Below are 16,489 nucleotides of genomic sequence, written 5' to 3' on the forward strand. Positions count from 1 at the left end.
GCTTCACACTCCCCACATGTCGGAGGCCTCGAGTGCGCGGGCACCGGCCTCTGGGTCGATGACATCACCGTCGACGATCGGGGCGACGAGGCGGGACAGGCCATAGCCGTCGGGGGCACGGACCACGGGTGCCGCGATGTCCTCGGTCGGGGCAGGAGCCAGGTCGTCGTTGGCGAGCGGGATGCCGTGCGAGAGTACCTGTTCGCCGACGGTCAGCTGACGAATGGCGATGGCGCGCACGTTGTCCGGTCGACGCCCAGCGAACTCGGTGTAGAGCTTGGGGTCGTTCTGGCCGTCGTCCCCGACGAGGAGCCACTTCACGTGCGGCAGCTCGCGGGCAAGGCGCGCGAGGGCCGAGCGCTTGTGGTCCTGACCCGACCGGAACCAGCCCGTGTGGGTGGGGCCCCAGTCGGTGAGGAGCATCGGGCCGGGCGGGTAGCCGTTGCGGCGCAGGAAGCGGGTCAACGAGGGAGCAGTGTTCCAGGCGCCGGTCGACAGGTAGATGACGGGCATGCCCGGGTGCGAGTCGGTGAGCTCGCGATAGAACGTCGCCATCCCCGGCACGGGGCTGCGGGTGCCCTCGGCCTTGACGAAGGTGTTCCAGGCGGCGATGACCGGGCGCGGGAGAGAGGTCGAGAGAACGGTGTCGTCGATGTCGCTCACGAGACCGAACGTCTGACGCGTCCCGATGATGAGGACCGACGCCGAGCGCGGCCGGGCGTGCGGCGACGTGATCTCGACCTGGTGCCAGCCCGGGCCGAGACCGTGCCCGTGGACGACGATGTCGACGAGACCCGAACGATCGGTGCGTGCGTCGATCTCGCGCCGCCCGATGCGGATCGTGACGGGCGCGTCCATCGCAGGTGAGGCGACGAAGGCGCGCCAACCGCGCATCTCCTCCTCGGCCGACTTCAGGGACTGGACGGAGCCAGCCGCATCACCGGAGGCAGCGCGCATCGGGTCACGCGACATGAGGACCCGGGCGAGGACGCGCACGAAGGCGACGCTGCCGTAACCCGTGTGCGGAACGATCTTGGTGCCCCAGCCCCGGTCACGCAGCGTCTCGCTCTTGCGTCGGTTCCACGCGTCCTCCATGAGGGCGGCGAGGTGCGGGCGGGCCATGGCCCGACTCTAGTGGGCGGCACCTGCGAGCACCGATGCCCTCAAGCACGGAGACTCTCGAGCACCGAGCCCCTCAGGCAGTGGCCCCGTCGGCGGCGCCGCCAGCAACCAGGCCAGTCAGCACCTGTTCGGCGAGCGTGCGGACCTTGATGTTGCGGGACTGCGACGTCTGGCGCAACCACTCGAATGCCGTGTGCTCGTCGACTCCCCGCATCGCCATGATCGCTCCCTTGGCCTGCTCGATGACCGCCCGGCTCGCCATCGCCTGCTCGAGCTGCCCCGCGAGGCGCTGGGCGCCGTCGAGCTGGAGGACGGCGAGGATCGAGTCGGCGGCCCGACTGGCCGCGATCCGCGCGAGCGAGGCCTCGAAGGTGTCGAAGGCGTGAGCGGCGTGGCCATAGAGGTTGAGGGCACCGACGCACTCCTCACCACTGACCAGGGGCAGCGCGAGGAGGGACTGCATCCCGTCGCGGCGCACCGACTCGGCGAAGAGCGGCCAGCGTTCGTGCGCGCTGCCGTTGGGCCCGAGCGATGCCCGCACCTCGGTGCGCGTGCGGGCCGCCTCGAGGCAGGGGCCTTCGTCGAGCTGGTACTGCACCGCGTCGATCTCGAGGGTCGTCACCGTCGTGTAGGCCACCGTGCTCGGGCGGCCGTCGACGAGCAGGGTGATGCCGACCTCGTCGCAACCCGCGACATTGCGACGGACGGCGTGCACGACCCGGACGAGGTAGTCCGCCATCTCATCGACCGATGTCAGCACGCCGGCCACTTCCTGGAGGAGGGCCTCGTGCGGGTGCGAACCCGCCACGGTGTCGATGTCGGTCATGCGTTCTCCTCGGATCGTGACGTGCTTTCCCAGTATCACCCCGGCCGCGGCATGCACCAACCACTTGGAAAGACCCACCACCTGCGAGGATTTCGAGGGTGAGCGAGGGCTACGTCATTGACGCGTTCGGTGCGAGGTGGTCCCTCGACACCGACGCGCTCGGACCTGTCGATGCCGTACGCCTGCGCCTCCTCTGGGAGCGCTGTCGCATCCCTGATGCTGGGGCCGGCGATGTCGGCGTCGAACCTTTCGTGGTCACCGACAGCGACCCGTATGCCGTGTCGCGCGCGATCACGCTGGCTTCCCTCCAGCGCCAGCGGGGTTCTGCGGTTCTGCTGCACGCGGCCGGGTTGAGCCGCGGCGAGCGGGCCATCGCCCTCGTGGGTCGGTCGGGTGCGGGCAAGTCAACCGCCGCGCGAGTGCTGGGACAGCACTTCGGCTACCTGACCGACGAGACCGTGGCCATCGAGGGCGACGGCCGGGTCGCGCCCTATCCGAAGCCGATCTCGATCATCACCGACCCCGACGCCCCCTGGGACAAAGGTGAGTGGAGCCCCGACGAGCTCGGACTGCGGAAGGCGAGCGAGCCGGCATACCTGACCGGCCTTGTCGTCCTCGAACGCGACCCAGAGCGCACCGCGCCGGAACTCGTGGAACTGCCAATCATCGACGCCTTGCTGGCCGTCATCGCGCAGTCGTCGTCGCTGCCCGCGCTCGACCGGCCGCTGCACCGGCTGGCCGAGGCCCTCAGCGGTTCAGGTGGCCCATACCTGTTGCACTACAGCGAGATCGACGGCTGCATCGACCTCATCGGCGCACTCTTGGCAGGGGACAAGGACAGCAAGCGCGACCCCTGGACCTCCACCCCTCCCGATCCGGACCCAACCGTCCAAGGGGGTGAGTTCGGGACAGACACGCCGATCGTCCGGGCGCCGTGGCGGGATGCGGTGCACGGCGAGGGCGGCACGCTCATCCTCGTCGACGAGACACCGGTCCGGCTCGGTCCCATCGGCGAGATCCTGTGGGGAATCGCTGCCGTTCCGGTGTCACGAGACGACGCGTATGCCGCAGTGGTCGCCGAGCTCGGTCCCCACCCGGATGCTGCCCGGGCCGTTGACGACGGCATCGCGCAGCTCGTCGACCTCGGCCTGCTACGCACCACCTGAGGCTGCCTCGGACGAGGGAGCCGGCAGGAGACAGACCTCGTTGCCGGACGGGTCCTTGAAGAGTCGCCACGGCAGAACGCCCCAGCCCGGGTCGTACTCGTAGCCGCCGAGGTCGTTGATCCGCGCCACCGCCTCGTCCTCGTCGTCCCCGGCCTCGAGGCGCAGGTCGAGGTGCACGCGGTTCTTCGCGTCGGTGGGCTTGGGTCGGGGTTCGGGGCACAGCTCGAGCAGCGGACCGCGCCCGCTCGGGTGACGCAGCGCGCCCGGCATCGCGCTGTCCGTCGGCACCCAACCCGACAGCTCCGACCAGAAGCGTACGTCGCGGTCGACGTCCCCGCTGTCGAGTGGCAGGGACGACAAAGGGCCCGACACGGCATACTCCGCTCGGTCCTCCATGACGCAGAACGGGTTCCCCTCCGGATCGGCGAGGACCACCCACGGCACGTCTCGCTGACCGATGTCGAGGTGGCTGGCGCCGAGCGCGAGCGCCCGCTCGACGACGCGCGCCTGGTCGTCGGCCGCACCGCCGTAGACCTCGAGATGCAGCCGCGGGTTCGGCTGCGCAGGCTCACTCACCCGCTCGAAGCACAGGTCGAGCGACGGCCCGTCCGGCACGACCAGCCGCGTCTCATAGTTGCCGGGGTCGTCGGTCAGCGTCGTCGTGCCGAGCAGAGCCTCCCAGAAGCGCCCGAGCCGCTGCGGGTCCTGGGCGTCGACGACGACGTTCTCGAGATACATGCCCCCTGCCTACTCCGCCGTCGGCTCGTCGACAAGCCGTCACCCCGTGTTCACCGCAAGGCCTCCGGTCGGGCCCGGGCCATCCCTAGCGTCGGGAAGTCACCTCCATCCGCCCCCTGACGAAGGACCTGACGTGACCACTCCCGCACGCCTCCTGCCCCTGCTCACCCGCTCCCACGAGGGCGGCCGCAGCTCCATGACCTGTCTCTATCGCTGTGGCGACGCCTGCGACCAGCCGGTGCCCAACACCTCCGAGGGCGAGTACTTCGGCGACATCGTCGCCGCAGGTGTCTCGCGCCGGGCCGCCCTGCGCGTCGGTGGTGCCGGTGCCGCTGTGGTCGGCCTGACGGCGTGGAGTATGCCGTCCGTCGCTGCCGCCTCACCTGCCGCCGCTGGGCCGGCTGGCAAAGCAGGCAAGGGCAGCGCACTCGGCTTCACCGGCATCGCCCCCACGCCCGCGACGGTCGACGAGGTCAAGGTCCCCGAGGGCTTCGCCTGGGCGCCGATCATCTCCTGGGGCGACCCGCTCCACGCCGGCACGCCCGCCTTCGACTTCGACAACCAGACGGCGGCCGCGCAGCGCGAGCAGGCCGGCTACAACGCCGACTACACGCAGTTCATGCACGGTGGCGCGGGCAACAAGGGCGCCCACAAGGGCCTGCTCGCCTTCAACAACGAGTACACCAACGACGAGCTGATGTTCCGCGGTGTGAAGTCGTCGGCCGACCTCACCGAGGACCAACTCGAGATCGTCCTCGCCGCGCACGGCATCACGATCACCGAGGTCGCTCGCCGCGACGCGAACTCGCCGTGGCGCTGGGTCCAGGGCGGCAGGCGCAACCGTCGCATCCACACGGACACCCCGTTCGCGGTCGACGGTCCGGCCGCCGGCTCGGCCCACCTGCGCACCTCGGACGACCCGACCGGCAAGCTCGTCCTCGGCACGCTCAACAACTGCGCCGGCGGCGAAACCCCTTGGGGCACGTATCTTTCTGGTGAGGAGAACGTCAACCAGTACTTCAACGCCACTGGCGCCCCCGACCCCGACGGCAAGCTCAAGCGCTACGGCATCACGTCCGGTGGCCGCGGGTTCGAGCGCGTGCGCGACCGCTTCATGGTCACGACGGAGCCCAACGAGGTCAACCGCTTCGGCTGGATCGTCGAGGTCGACCCGGAGGACCCCACCTCGACGCCGGTCAAGCACACCGCCATGGGTCGCCTCAAGCACGAGGGCGCCACCGTGACCCTCACCGCGGACGGTCGCATCGCGGCATACATGGGTGACGACGAACGCTACGAGTACATCTACAAGTTCCTCTCCAGGGGCAAGTACAAGGAGGGCAACAAGAAGCACAACCTCACCCTGCTCTCCGAGGGAGACCTCTACGTCGCCAAGCTCAACGGTGACGGGGCGGCGGACGGCGAGTACGACGGTGGCGGACAGTGGCTCCCGCTCGTCGTCGGCGGCGTCTCCAAGGTGCCCGGCTGGTCGGTCGAGGAGGTCCTCATCTGGACCCGTCTCGCGGCGAGCGTCGTCGGCCCCACCAAGATGGACCGCCCCGAGGACGTGCAGCCCAACCCGGTCAACGGCCGCATCTACGCCGCGATGACCAACAACACGGCTCGCACGCCCGCCGAGATCGACGAGGCGAACCCGCGTGCCAAGAACAAGCACGGTCACATCACCGAGTTCACCGAGGCCGGTGGCGACCACGCCGCGCTGACCTTCACCTGGAAGATCGTCCTCGTCGCCGGTGACCCCACCGACCCGCAGACCTACTTCAACGGCTTCGACAAGACCGAGGTCAGCCCGATCTCCTGCCCCGACAACGTCGCGTTCGACGCCACGGGCAACCTCTGGATCTCGACCGACGGCATGCCCGGCACGCTGAACTACTGCGACGCGCTCTACGTCATGCCGCTCGAGGGTGCCGACAAGGGCAAGCTGCAGCAGTTCCTCTCGGTGCCGGTCGGTGCGGAGACCTGTGGCCCGACCATCCTCGGCCCGGACTCGGTCATCGTGTCGGTGCAGCACCCGGGCGAGGTGTCCGGCGCGACCCCCGAGAACGTCATCTCGCACTTCCCCTACCGCGGCGACGGCCAGCCCCGCCCGGGCGTCATCCACGCCTACCGCCGCCACGGCAAGTAGCGGAACCTCCCGCGACTTCGTGCCCCGGACGGACGGCGAGCGCCAGCGAGCTGTCCGTCCGGGCACGAAGTCGGCAGTTTCTGAAGTCCCGTATGCCGGGAGTTCCCCTTGCGAGGTGAACTCCCGGCATACGTGTTTCCCCGGTCCTCCTCCTCCGATGCGCGGTGGTGGAGAGGTACTACGACCAAGGACCGATGGTCTCTGTCCGTCGGTGGCGGCGAAGGTGACTCCTGTACCCCCCGGACAACCGGGATCAGGCCACTACCGCGGAGCCTCTCTGAGAGACTGCGCAAGGGAAAGGACACCCCATGCGACGCATCACCATCGCCCTCGCCGCGCTCGCCGCCGCCGCCCTCCCGGCGACGCTCGGGCTCATGGGCAACGCTTCGTTCGCCCAGCGCCTTGCGGTTCGCTCTCCCGTGAGTGTGGCCTCCCCGGCCGCCACGACGAGCACCCCGTCACCGACCCGGTCGGCGACTCCCTCTGCTTCGCCGTCGGCTTCCGCATCGGCGGACGACCACGGCGGCGACCGTCCGCGGGGCACCCGCCACGACGAACCCGGTGACGACCACGGCGGCGACCGCCCCAGCGGGGTCAGTGACGACCCGGCCGGCGACGACCACGGCGGCGACCGCTCCGGTTCGGACGACTCCGGCTCGGACGACTCGCGCTCCGGTTCGAGTTCGGACGACTCCGGCTCCCACTCGGGCTCCGACCACGCAGAGGACTCCGGTGGCCACGGATCCGACGACTGATCCCGCACGGGACAACTCCCCGGTCGAGCAGGTCTCGACCGGGGAGGTTCCGCTGCTCGCGGACGAACTGCTCGGCCCGGCCGCGCCCTCGGACGAGCCGGGGTGGCGGACCTTGGGGGCGCAGGGTCGGCCGGAGACGGCAACCGAGGCCATCAGCCCGCGTCGCGTGCTCGGCCAGCTGGCTCTCGCCGTGCTCGCAGCACTCATCGTCGTGGGGGTGCTCGGCACCCTAGCTGCGCGGCAGCTCGCCGAGCGGGAGGCGGTCAACGACGCGGCCACCATGGCCAACGTCCTGGCCGAAGCGGTCGTGCAGCCGTCCCTCAACAGCGAGCTGCTGGCCGGGGATCCCGAGGCCATGGCTGCCTTCGACCAGGTGGCTCGCAACCGGCTGCTCAGCGACACGATCGTGCGCGTCAAATTGTGGAGTGCTGAGGGGAGAGTGCTCTACGCCGATGAGAGCCAGCTCGTGGGGCGCACGTTCGAGCTGACCGACACGCAGCGATCGGCCCTGAGCGACCCGTCGACGTTGGCGGAGGTCTCCACGCTCGATGAGTCCGAGAACGCGTTCGAGCAGGACGACAAAGCGGTGGAGGTCTATCGCCCCGTGTGGACGCCCAAGGGTGAGGTCGCGTTGTTCGAGATCTACGTGTCCTACGACACCGTCGGGGCGCGCACCGGCCAGTTGTGGCGCGGCTTCGCCGGCGTGACCGCCAGCAGTCTCGTGCTGTTCGTCGTCATCGTGATCCCCATCGTGTGGCACCTGCTGCGGCGGGTGAGGCGCGCCGAGGAACAGCGCCTCGAACTGTTGCAGCGGGCCGTCGACGCCTCGACCGACGAGCGGAGCCGCATCGCAGCCACCCTGCACGACGGACCGGTGCAGGAACTGGCCGCAACCTCGTTCACGGTGGCCGGCGCCTCCGCAACGGCCAGCGCCCATGGCGATGGTGCGCTGGCCAAGGACCTCGACGCCGCGGCCAGCGCGGTGCGGGCCAGCATCCGTTCTCTTCGCACGCTGCTCGTCGACATCTATCCGGCCAGCCTGGCCCGATCCGGTGTCGTCGCCGCGCTGCAGGACCTCGCCCAGGCCACTCGCCGTGACGACCTCGCCGTGCGCGTCGACACCGACGACGAGGACCAGCTCGCCCTGAGCGAGGACGCGTCCAGGCTCCTGCACCGCGTGGCTCAGGAGTGCCTGCGCAACGCTGCGAAGCACGCCGGACCGGCAGTTGTCACCGTGTCCTTGCACCGCGACGGACCGGACTCGGTGGTGCTCGACGTCGTCGACGACGGTGTTGGGTTCGACCTCGACACCGCGGTGGACTCGCCGCGCGAAGGACACCTCGGTCTCAGCCTGCTGGCCGACGCCGCCTCCCACCCGGACGCGCTGCTCCAGGTCTCGAGCGGTCCCGGACGTGGCACACACTGGCGGTTGGCCCTCGACGGAACCTTGGGAGCGGCGACATGATCCGGGTGTATCTCGTGGACGACCACCAGCTCGTCAGGGCCGGTGTCAGGACGCTGCTCGAGTCGGACCCCGGCCTCTCGGTCGTCGGTGAGGCGCGTGATGGTCAGGAGGCCGTGGCGGGCATCGACGCCGCCGCATCGGACGTCGTTCTCATGGACCTGTCGATGCCCGTGATGGACGGTGTCGAGGCGACGCGGGCCATCCTCTCGACCCACCCCGACACCCGAGTCCTCGTGCTGACGAGCTTCTCGGACAGGGAGCGGGTCAAGGAGGTCCTCGCCGCGGGAGCGATCGGCTATGTCCTCAAGGATGCGGAGCCGGCCGACCTCCTCGCGGCCGTACACGCTGCGGCACGTGGTGAGGTACCGATCGACCCACGCGTCGCCGGTGCACTGCTGCCCTCAGCGGGTGGCCCCAGCGTCGCCGACCGCCTCTCTCCACGTGAGACGCAGGTGCTCCGACTGGTCGCCCAAGGCCTGGCCAACAAGCAGGTCGCCCGGGCTCTCGGCATCACCGAACGCACCGTGAAGGCCCACCTCGGCCGGGTGTTCCGGGAGATCGGCGTGCTCGATCGCACGAGCGCCGCCCTGTGGGCGAGGGACCACCTGCCGGGGTCCTGAACTCCAACGCGGAGGGGCTCGAAGTCGAGCGATCGACGGCATCGGTGAACTCACGGCATACGTGTTCTCAAAGGTCTTTCGGCTGTCGGTGCGCAGGTCTAGCGTCAGCAATATGGCAACCACACTGAACCCCTACATCCAGTTCCAGGACAACGCGCGCGAGGCGATGGAGTTCTACTCGTCCGTCTTCGGCGGCGACCTGACGGTCTCCACGTTCGGCGACTTCGGCGACCCGGGCGAGGCCAACGCGGACGGCGTCATGCACGCCCAGCTCGTCTCCCCCAACGGCCTCACCCTCATGGCCTCCGACACCCCTCCCGGCATGCCCCGCTCCGAGGGTTCGTCGATCACGATCAGCCTCTCCGGTGACGACAGCAACGAGCTGCGCGGCTACTGGGACAAGCTCTCCGACGGTGGCCAGGTGCAGCTGGCGCTCGAGAAGCAGATGTGGGGCGACGAGTTCGGCATGCTGTCCGACAAGTTCGGCATCGCGTGGATGGTCAACATCGCCGGCGAGCAGCCCGCGGCCGAGTGACGCCCGCGTCACTGGCTGACGTCGCGTGGCCGGTGCGCACGGAGCGGTTGCTCCTGCGCCCAGCGACCGTCGCCGATCTCGAGGTCGTGTGGACGCGTTGGCGTCAGGGCGACGACGTCGGTCGCTGGCTGAGTGAGCCAGCGCCGCCTCTCGACGTCTACCTCGAGCACCTCGGGACGCCGGAGCGGCTCGCGACGATCCTCGTCGCCGAGCACGAGGACCAGGTCGTCATGGATCTGCACCTCCGCGTCCAGAACTCCTACGCCCAGAGCGAGGTCGCCAAACGCGCGGCGGGAACCAAGGCGAACCTCGGCTGGACCATGGATCCCAGGGTGCACGGACGCGGCCTCGCCACCGAGGGGCTCCGGGCGGCCCTGGGGATCTGCTTCGACGGGCTCGGGGTGCACCGCGTCGAGGCGGACTGCTTTGCCGCCAACACTGCCTCGTGGCGCCTCATGGAACGGGTGGGCATGCGACGCGAAGCGCACTTCGTCGAGGCCAGCCTCCACCGCGAACTCGGCTGGACCGACATGTACGCCTACGGAATGCTCGCCTTGGACTGGAAGGCTCTGAACCATGCCTGACTCGGAGGAGAACGCGGTGAAGAACGACGACGCGGGTATGCCGCTCACTCGCCTTGTCGACGCGACCGACGCTCTCGTTGCCACCCGTTCGCGGACCGCGAAGACCGAGGTCCTGGCGGGGGTACTGCGCGACCTCAGGCCCGACGAGGCCGAGGCCGCGGTGGGGTTGTTGCTCGGATCGATCCGGCAGGGCTCGATCGGGTTGGGCTACCGGACGGTCCATGCGGCGCGTGAGGCTGCCGCTCCGGCAGGTGAGCCCTCGTTGACCGTCGGCGACGTCGATGCGGTGCTCGACACCATCGCCGGGCTCGGTGGATCGGGTTCGGTCGGGACGCGCAACGCTGCTCTCGCGTCGTTGTTCGAGAGAGCGACTGAGTTCGAGCAGGACTACCTCGTCCGAGCACTCACCGGGGAGATGCGCACGGGGGCTCTCGAGGGAGTGCTCACCGATGGGCTGGCCCGGGCCGTGGGGTTGCCGTTGGCGGACGTCCGGCGTGCGGTGATGCTCAGTGGGTCGCTGTCGGGGACGGTGAAGTTGGCCCTGGCGTCGCCCGCGGCGCTGGCCGATGTGGGGCTCGCGGTGCTCACGCCCGTGCAGCCGATGCTCGCGTCAACGGCGGCCGATGTGGCTGCGGCGTTGACCGTGACGGGTGAGGCGTCGGTGGAGCACAAACTCGATGGCGCGCGAATCCAGGTGCACCGCAGCGGTTCCGACGTGCGCGTCTACACGCGCTCGTTGGCCGACATCACCGCGCGGGTGCCCGAGATCGTCGAGGTTGCGTTGGGGCTGCCCGTCGAGTCGATCATCCTCGATGGCGAGACGCTCATGCTCGACGACGACGGTTCGCCGCGGCCGTTCCAGGACACGATGAGTCGCTTCGGGTCGGACGAGAAGCGGGCCGACATGATCCGCGAGCAGGTACTCGCGCCCCGGTTCTTCGATGCTCTCCACGTCGACGGTGAGGACCTCATCGACCGGCCCCTCGCGGAACGGTTGGCGGTGCTGGAACGCGTGGCGCCGGCATACCGGATCGCTGGTGAGGTGACCACGGATCCCGTTGTCGCGCAGCGGGTTGCGGCCGACGCGCTGGCCGCGGGGCACGAAGGCGTGATGATCAAGGGCATCGACTCGACCTATGCGGCGGGACGACGCGGCAAGAACTGGGTCAAGGTCAAGCCGGTGCACACGTATGACCTGGTGGTGCTCGGGGTGGAGCGTGGGTCCGGGCGGCGCAGCGGTTGGCTGTCCAACCTGCACCTCGGCGCGCGCGATCCCGAGGGTGAGTTCGGTCCGGCGGGTGGATTCGTCATGGTGGGCAAGACGTTCAAGGGGCTGACCGACGAGCTGCTGCGGTGGCAGACGGAGACGTTCCCGGAGTACGCCGAGTCCGAGGACGGGTGGGCCGTGATGATGCGGCCGGAGATCGTCGTCGAGATCGCCATTGATGGAGTGCAGCGTTCGTCGCGCTACCCCGGCGGCGTCGCGCTGCGCTTCGCGAGGGTCAAGCGCTACCGAGTCGACGGCGCCCCCGGCGACCCTGCCTTGACCGACGCGAAGCCTGCCGCTGAAGCCGACACGATCCAGTCCCTCCGCGCCCTCCTCCGGTCCTGACCCACCCAATAGGGGCTCTCCTGCTGTTGGTGTGGGTCGTAAACGTGAGTGAGCACGCTGCTGCGGCCTAAGTTCTCGACTGTCTAGGAACGAGAATGAAGGGATCGCGGCAGCGTGCTCAGTACGAGGGTAATCGGTCAGGTGTGCGGGTTCGCCCCCTCCGAGGTGGTCGTCGATGGGGCCGAATTGGTCGAGGGCGTTGTGCTCGTTCGGGCACGCACGAGGTTCGGGTCGCGGCAGCGGTGTCCACATTGCCGGCGGCGGTGTCCGCGCTATGACCGTGGTCGGCAACGGCGATGGCGTGGCTTGGATTGGGATCGTCGACGCGTGTTTGTCCACGCACGGATCCCTCGGGTGAGCTGCCGTGAGCATGGGGTCGTGGTCGCGTGGGTGCCGTGGGCTCGGCACGGGGCCAGGCACACCACGGCGTTCGAAGACATGGCGGCCTGGGCCGCCACGCAGATGTCGATCACGGCGGTGACCACGCTCCTGCGATGTGCGTGGCGCACCATCGGTTCGATCGTGACGCGGGTGCTCGCCGATCGCCGCGCGGCCAGCGGCAGCGATGGCTTGGATGGATTGCGCCGGATCGGGATTGACGAGGTGGCCTACCGGCGTGGTCGCCGCTACCTGGTGGTTGTCGTCGACCACGACACCGGTCGATTGGTGTGGGTGGGATCGCGGGCCCGGAAGGAGACCGTGAACCAGTTCTTCGTTGCTTTGGGCCCTGAGCGCACCGCACATCTGACCCACGTCACCTCGGACAGCGCCTCATGGATCGCGAGCCCAGTTGCTGAACATGCCCCGAAAGCGATCCATTGCGCTGACCCGTTCCACATCGTGCAGTGGGCCGGGGACGCCCTGGACGCTTGTCGCCGACAGGTGTGGAATTCCGTGCGGATCCGCCAGAAGCGGGGCAGCGGGGCCGCGACCGGAGCAGGGGTGCCGGTCAAGAACATCATGTGGACCCTGCGGATGAACCCCGACAGGTGGGGCGACCAACACGTCGAGTCAATGTCGTGGCTGGCCGCCACCCACCCCGACCTGCACCGCGCCTGGCAGCTCAAAGAAGCCCTCAGGGCGGTGTTCGCCACCGGTACCGGCAACGACCGCGGCGTGACCGCCATGGAACTGCTCGAGAGTTGGACAGCTCACGCGCTAGCCAGCCAGCTCGAACCCTTCATCGAGCTCGCCCTGAAGATCACTGCGCACCGCAAGACCATCGACGCAGCACTGACCAGCGGCCTGAACAACGCCCTGACCGAGTCAGCGAACAACAAGATCCGCGTCATCACCCGACGCGCCTACGGCTTCCACAACGTCGACGCCCTCATCGCCCTCGCCATGCTCAGCCTCGGGATTTACCGCCCAACCAACCCACACGAATGACAGGAGAGCCCCAATAGGACGGTTAGGCACGAGCCAGTCCCGGGAGTCGGAGGCGAACAACTCGGGTAGTACTTCTGTGCTACCCGAGTAGGATGGAGGTATGAAGTTGAGCATCAGCTTGTCCGATGACGACGTTGCCGCGTTGGATCAGTACGTCAAGGCGGCAGGCGTTCCGTCCCGATCGGCCGCGATCCAGCGGGCCATCCGGATGTTGCGTGGCCCCGAGCTGGAGGACGCTTATGCCGCTGCCTGGGATGAGTGGCAGGCATCGGGTGAGGCCACCGCGTGGGAGGTCACCACGGCCGACGGGTTGACCGATGCTGCGCGGTGAGATCCGCTTGACCGACTTGGATCCAGCGCGCGCAAGCGAGGCCAACAAGCGCCGCCCGGCAGTCGTCGTGAGCAACGACCGTGCCAACTCAAGCGCTGCGCGGTTAGGGCGTGGCGTCGTCACGATCGTGCCCATCACCAGCAACGTCGAACGCGTCTACCCGTTCCAAGTCCTGCTACCCGCGGACGAGACCGGTCTTCGACTGGATTGCAAAGCACAGGGGGAACAGATCCGATCGGTGTCCGTCGAGCGCCTAGGACAAGTCATTGGCCGGGTTCCCGCTCATCAGATGGCCCAGCTCGACGATGCCCTCCGGATCCACCTTCAGCTCTAAAGCCTCACTCAACGCGGCATGATCGGATGTTGGTCGCAGCTAGAAACGGACGACCTGGAGTGCGGGTTCTACTCGCGGGTGTACCCGTAGCCTGCTCGATACGGGCCGGTTCGGTTTCGTGAGCGCCAACGACTGCCCAGCTTCCAGAGTCGAGCACCCACTCGCGCGAGGCCGACGAAGAGCACGACGGCGCAGGGTATGAAGACCAGCAGGTTGGTTCTGAAAGGGTCGTGTCCCACTGTGTACACCTGCGTCATTCCTGAGTCGCCGGGGGGCAGGTACGTGACTGCGAATACCGCGCCGAGGACGTGGGGCGCGTCTCCGTTGACCTCCTGTCGCGTTGCGACTACCCGCCCCGACTCGTCTGACACGTCGACAACGATGTGGGTGCCTCCACGAAGGGGCTCAACGGCAACCACGATTGCGTTCCCGGGCAGGCCAGAACCGCTGTGCTGCTTCCAGTCTTGGGGGAGTTGGCTGCCCATCAGAACCACGATGGGAAGCAGCAAGAGCACGGCGACGATGTCCCAGATCTGGGAAAGTCCAGGGCGGGGCAATATGGGTGCTCCTCACTCGACGACTTGAACCATCCTCCTATAAGCCCAGCCGTGATCGCGCGGAGCGGCATGTGCGGTAAACGAGGACGCTTGGCTCGGCATCAGAGAGTGCCTATCGGGGTCCTGAAATCACCTTCCGGACAGGTCCAGTTCGCGCCGCTGTCCTCGCCGACGACGGGGACCCCGTTGTTCATGCTCCAACTCATCCGCCGACTCAGCACGCGCAGTGCATGGCCGCCCGGATGGGCGGGGCAAGACGGCCAAGTCGCGTCTTTCCCGTGTTCCCACAAGAGCATCTGGGCCAGATCCTGCACTCCTGCCGCGATCGTCATTACGAGGTCGGTGGAGTCGCCGTGCCCAGGCGTCTGAGGGTCTTCTGCCGGGAAGGGGTGCAAAGCAATGGAGTCAGCCCCCTCCTCTAGGAATAGAAACGTCTCCCAAACCGGCCGGCGCGGAAACGCACCTGCCTCATGGACCGCGTAGCCCACCCCGCCGTGGCCGTCCTGCCAAGGTGAGACCTGCAGTCGGAGGCGGGTGGTCAACGCAACGTCGAGCAGCGCAGGCGCAGAGCACTCTTCCAGGCGCACATCCTGAGACACGGTTTTGATCCTTTCACCGCTGGAGCGCCCAAGAGGCACATCCGGGCGAGGAAACGACGAACCGAACATCGTGGAAAGCGCTATTGACCGTTCTGACAGGCAACCCTACGGTTCGAGAATGGGTCGCTCGAAAAATTCAGCCGCGTTGATCGCGGCCGTGGTGGCCGTGCTGACCGGGAGCGTGGCTTGGAGTGCACGGACGACCGCAGAGAGTATCCCCGGCCAGCAGCCCTCCCCACCGACAACAGTTCTCAGCGACGGCGCCGAGATGTTGCAGGCCTGCGTCGATGGTGAGATTCAACGCGCAGGTAAGGGAGCTGTTGTCTCGTCGTCCGGATGGACTGTTGTTGAGGCACGCCAGCTCGAAGGGGTCAGAGCTCGCAAGAACATCGGCACCGGAGCTGACCCACGCCCGGTCCTTACTCCCGCTCAGCCGCTCTACCTCGTGGCCGGCTACACGACCGACGGTGAATCTACCGCTGTGTGTGTCATGGGCGGAGGTCCCGAAACGGGGTACGGGATGCTCTGGGCCTCACTGGGACCCACAGGGATTCCCGCTGGCCACGCCGTAGCACCGGTGAGCGCCTCCGGCGTTATGGGGGCTGAGTACGATTCCGTCGTCTACGGCTGGTACGCCGCTGGCGTCACCGACATCAGCGCAACGATCGGTGGCAGAGCACAAACCGTCGCGTCCCGCAACGGCTTCTGGTCCGCCACGGTGCTCAACCCTGAAGACCCCAGCCCGCGAAGCATCCCCGAGCTGAAGACACCGCCCACCATCGAGGTATCCGCAAAGACCACCAGCGGCTCAGTGACGCGGTCTACCCGCTTTGCCACGGAGATGGCGAAGGACAAGCCCTGTTGGGTGTCAACGCCGACCGCAGACTCCAAATGTGGGCTGGCCTTACCCATCGGCTGATGCCCGCACATCGCCATGAGCGGACGTTTCGAAATGGGTCAGCGGTTGAGGAAGGCCTTCATGGCGGCCTTGGCTTCGTCGCTGTTGAAGAGGCGCTCGGAGAGTTCGGCCATCTCGTTGCCGTGGGCGTCGATGTGGGCGAGCAGGTCCTTGTTGAGCAGCCGCTTGGTCTCGCGTAGTCCCTGACTCGTGCCGAGCGCCAGGTCAGCGACGACGGAGTCGACCTCGGCAGACACGTCCTCTGGTGCCACGACCCGCGAGACGAACCCGGCTGCCGCAGCCTCGGCAGCCGTGATCCGGCGACCCGAGAGGAACAGCTCAGATGCCGCCCGTGACGTGAGCCGAGGCAAGAGGGTCAACGAGATGACCGCCGGGGCGAGCCCGAGTCGAACCTCGGTCAGCTGCATCGTGACGTCGTCAGCGGCAACGACGATGTCCGCCGCACCCACGATCCCGAGACCACCTGCGACGACCGGGCCCGCGAGTTCGACGACGACGGGAGTGTCCGCCGCGACGATGCGCCGGAGCATGGCCACAAGGGCAGCAGTGGCACCGCTCTGACCCTTCGACGCCTCTGACAGGTCAGCCCCGGCGCAGAACACCCGGTGGGCCGAACGCAGGCGGATGACCCGCACCTCGGGGTCGACGTCCGCGGCCTCGAGGTGGGCCGTGAGCTCGGTGACGAGCTGCCGGCTCAGGGCATTGCGGTTCGCGGGACTGTCGAGGGTGATCGTCGCAACGGCGTCCTCGACGGCCAGGTGAACGAGTTCGGTCATCGTCATCTCTTC

General features: G+C 68.2%; 17 protein-coding genes. 12 read left to right on the top strand and 5 right to left on the bottom strand.

Features of this window, described 5'->3' with window-relative positions; translation table 11 throughout:
• Window positions 1-3 precede the first annotated feature (3 nt).
• Window positions 4-1,122 carry an App1 family protein gene (locus tag JNB_RS12025; protein WP_009776749.1) on the bottom strand — a complete coding sequence of 373 codons (1,119 nt, stop codon included), beginning with the start codon at window positions 1,120-1,122 and terminating at the stop codon, window positions 4-6.
• 73 nt (window positions 1,123-1,195) lie between these two features.
• Window positions 1,196-1,948, bottom strand: a complete 753-nt coding sequence (locus JNB_RS12030; protein ID WP_009776750.1) for a GAF and ANTAR domain-containing protein — start codon at window positions 1,946-1,948, stop codon at window positions 1,196-1,198.
• 98 nt (window positions 1,949-2,046) lie between these two features.
• Here JNB_RS12030 and JNB_RS20510 point away from each other — a divergent pair, with 98 nt between their 5' ends.
• On the top strand, window positions 2,047-3,114 hold the full coding sequence (locus JNB_RS20510; RefSeq protein ID WP_009776751.1) for a hypothetical protein: 1,068 nt from the start codon (window positions 2,047-2,049) through the stop codon (window positions 3,112-3,114).
• Here the strand turns inward: JNB_RS20510 and JNB_RS12040 are convergent.
• Window positions 3,100-3,852, bottom strand: a complete 753-nt coding sequence (locus JNB_RS12040) for a VOC family protein (protein ID WP_009776752.1) — start codon at window positions 3,850-3,852, stop codon at window positions 3,100-3,102. The two genes, JNB_RS20510 and JNB_RS12040, sit on opposite strands and share 15 nt — an antisense overlap.
• Before the next feature lie 133 nt (window positions 3,853-3,985).
• Between JNB_RS12040 and JNB_RS12045 the strand changes: the two genes are divergently transcribed.
• The 10 genes from JNB_RS12045 (at window position 3,986) to JNB_RS12090 (ending at window position 13,626) form a co-directional block, all read left to right on the top strand.
• Window positions 3,986-6,001 (top strand): PhoX family phosphatase, encoded by a 2,016-nt coding sequence (locus tag JNB_RS12045; RefSeq protein ID WP_009776753.1) that lies wholly within the window; start codon window positions 3,986-3,988, stop codon window positions 5,999-6,001.
• Between the two features lie 308 nt (window positions 6,002-6,309).
• Complete coding sequence (locus JNB_RS12050; protein ID WP_009776754.1) at window positions 6,310-6,756, top strand: hypothetical protein; 447 nt, start codon at window positions 6,310-6,312, stop codon at window positions 6,754-6,756.
• Window positions 6,734-8,221 carry a sensor histidine kinase gene (locus tag JNB_RS20515; RefSeq protein ID WP_009776755.1) on the top strand — a complete coding sequence of 496 codons (1,488 nt, stop codon included), beginning with the start codon at window positions 6,734-6,736 and terminating at the stop codon, window positions 8,219-8,221. Before JNB_RS12050 ends, JNB_RS20515 begins: the two co-directional genes overlap by 23 nt.
• Complete coding sequence (locus JNB_RS12060; RefSeq protein ID WP_009776756.1) at window positions 8,218-8,841, top strand: response regulator transcription factor; 624 nt, start codon at window positions 8,218-8,220, stop codon at window positions 8,839-8,841. Before JNB_RS20515 ends, JNB_RS12060 begins: the two co-directional genes overlap by 4 nt.
• Window positions 8,842-8,953: 112 nt before the next feature.
• The gene (locus tag JNB_RS12065) at window positions 8,954-9,376 is read left to right on the top strand and encodes a VOC family protein (RefSeq protein ID WP_009776757.1); all 423 of its coding nucleotides are present in this window, start codon (window positions 8,954-8,956) and stop codon (window positions 9,374-9,376) included.
• The gene (locus JNB_RS12070; RefSeq protein ID WP_009776758.1) at window positions 9,373-9,960 is read left to right on the top strand and encodes a GNAT family N-acetyltransferase; all 588 of its coding nucleotides are present in this window, start codon (window positions 9,373-9,375) and stop codon (window positions 9,958-9,960) included. The genes JNB_RS12065 and JNB_RS12070 overlap by 4 nt, the downstream gene beginning before the upstream one ends.
• Window positions 9,961-9,997: 37 nt before the next feature.
• Complete coding sequence (locus JNB_RS12075; RefSeq protein WP_040884750.1) at window positions 9,998-11,572, top strand: ATP-dependent DNA ligase; 1,575 nt, start codon at window positions 9,998-10,000, stop codon at window positions 11,570-11,572.
• Between the two features lie 132 nt (window positions 11,573-11,704).
• The gene (locus JNB_RS12080; RefSeq protein WP_040884752.1) at window positions 11,705-12,961 is read left to right on the top strand and encodes an ISL3 family transposase; all 1,257 of its coding nucleotides are present in this window, start codon (window positions 11,705-11,707) and stop codon (window positions 12,959-12,961) included.
• A 100-nt stretch (window positions 12,962-13,061) separates the two neighbouring features.
• Window positions 13,062-13,292 (top strand): ribbon-helix-helix domain-containing protein, encoded by a 231-nt coding sequence (locus JNB_RS12085; RefSeq protein ID WP_009776761.1) that lies wholly within the window; start codon window positions 13,062-13,064, stop codon window positions 13,290-13,292.
• A complete protein-coding gene (locus JNB_RS12090) occupies window positions 13,279-13,626 on the top strand; it encodes a type II toxin-antitoxin system PemK/MazF family toxin (RefSeq protein WP_009776762.1) in 348 nt (115 codons plus the stop codon). Before JNB_RS12085 ends, JNB_RS12090 begins: the two co-directional genes overlap by 14 nt.
• Window positions 13,627-14,284: 658 nt before the next feature.
• On the opposite strand, the gene JNB_RS12100 is transcribed toward JNB_RS12090, so the two are convergent.
• Window positions 14,285-14,782, bottom strand: a complete 498-nt coding sequence (locus tag JNB_RS12100; RefSeq protein WP_009776764.1) for a hypothetical protein — start codon at window positions 14,780-14,782, stop codon at window positions 14,285-14,287.
• A gap of 118 nt (window positions 14,783-14,900) precedes the next feature.
• Between JNB_RS12100 and JNB_RS21330 the strand changes: the two genes are divergently transcribed.
• The gene (locus JNB_RS21330; protein WP_148232403.1) at window positions 14,901-15,701 is read left to right on the top strand and encodes a hypothetical protein; all 801 of its coding nucleotides are present in this window, start codon (window positions 14,901-14,903) and stop codon (window positions 15,699-15,701) included.
• A 38-nt stretch (window positions 15,702-15,739) separates the two neighbouring features.
• Here the strand turns inward: JNB_RS21330 and JNB_RS12110 are convergent, their stop codons facing one another.
• Entirely contained in the window at window positions 15,740-16,477 is a 738-nt protein-coding gene (locus tag JNB_RS12110; protein ID WP_040884754.1) for an enoyl-CoA hydratase-related protein, read from the bottom strand.
• Window positions 16,478-16,489 lie beyond the last annotated feature (12 nt).

Origin of the sequence: Janibacter sp. HTCC2649 (assembly GCF_000152705.1) — a bacterium.
Taxonomy (GTDB): domain Bacteria; phylum Actinomycetota; class Actinomycetes; order Actinomycetales; family Dermatophilaceae; genus Knoellia.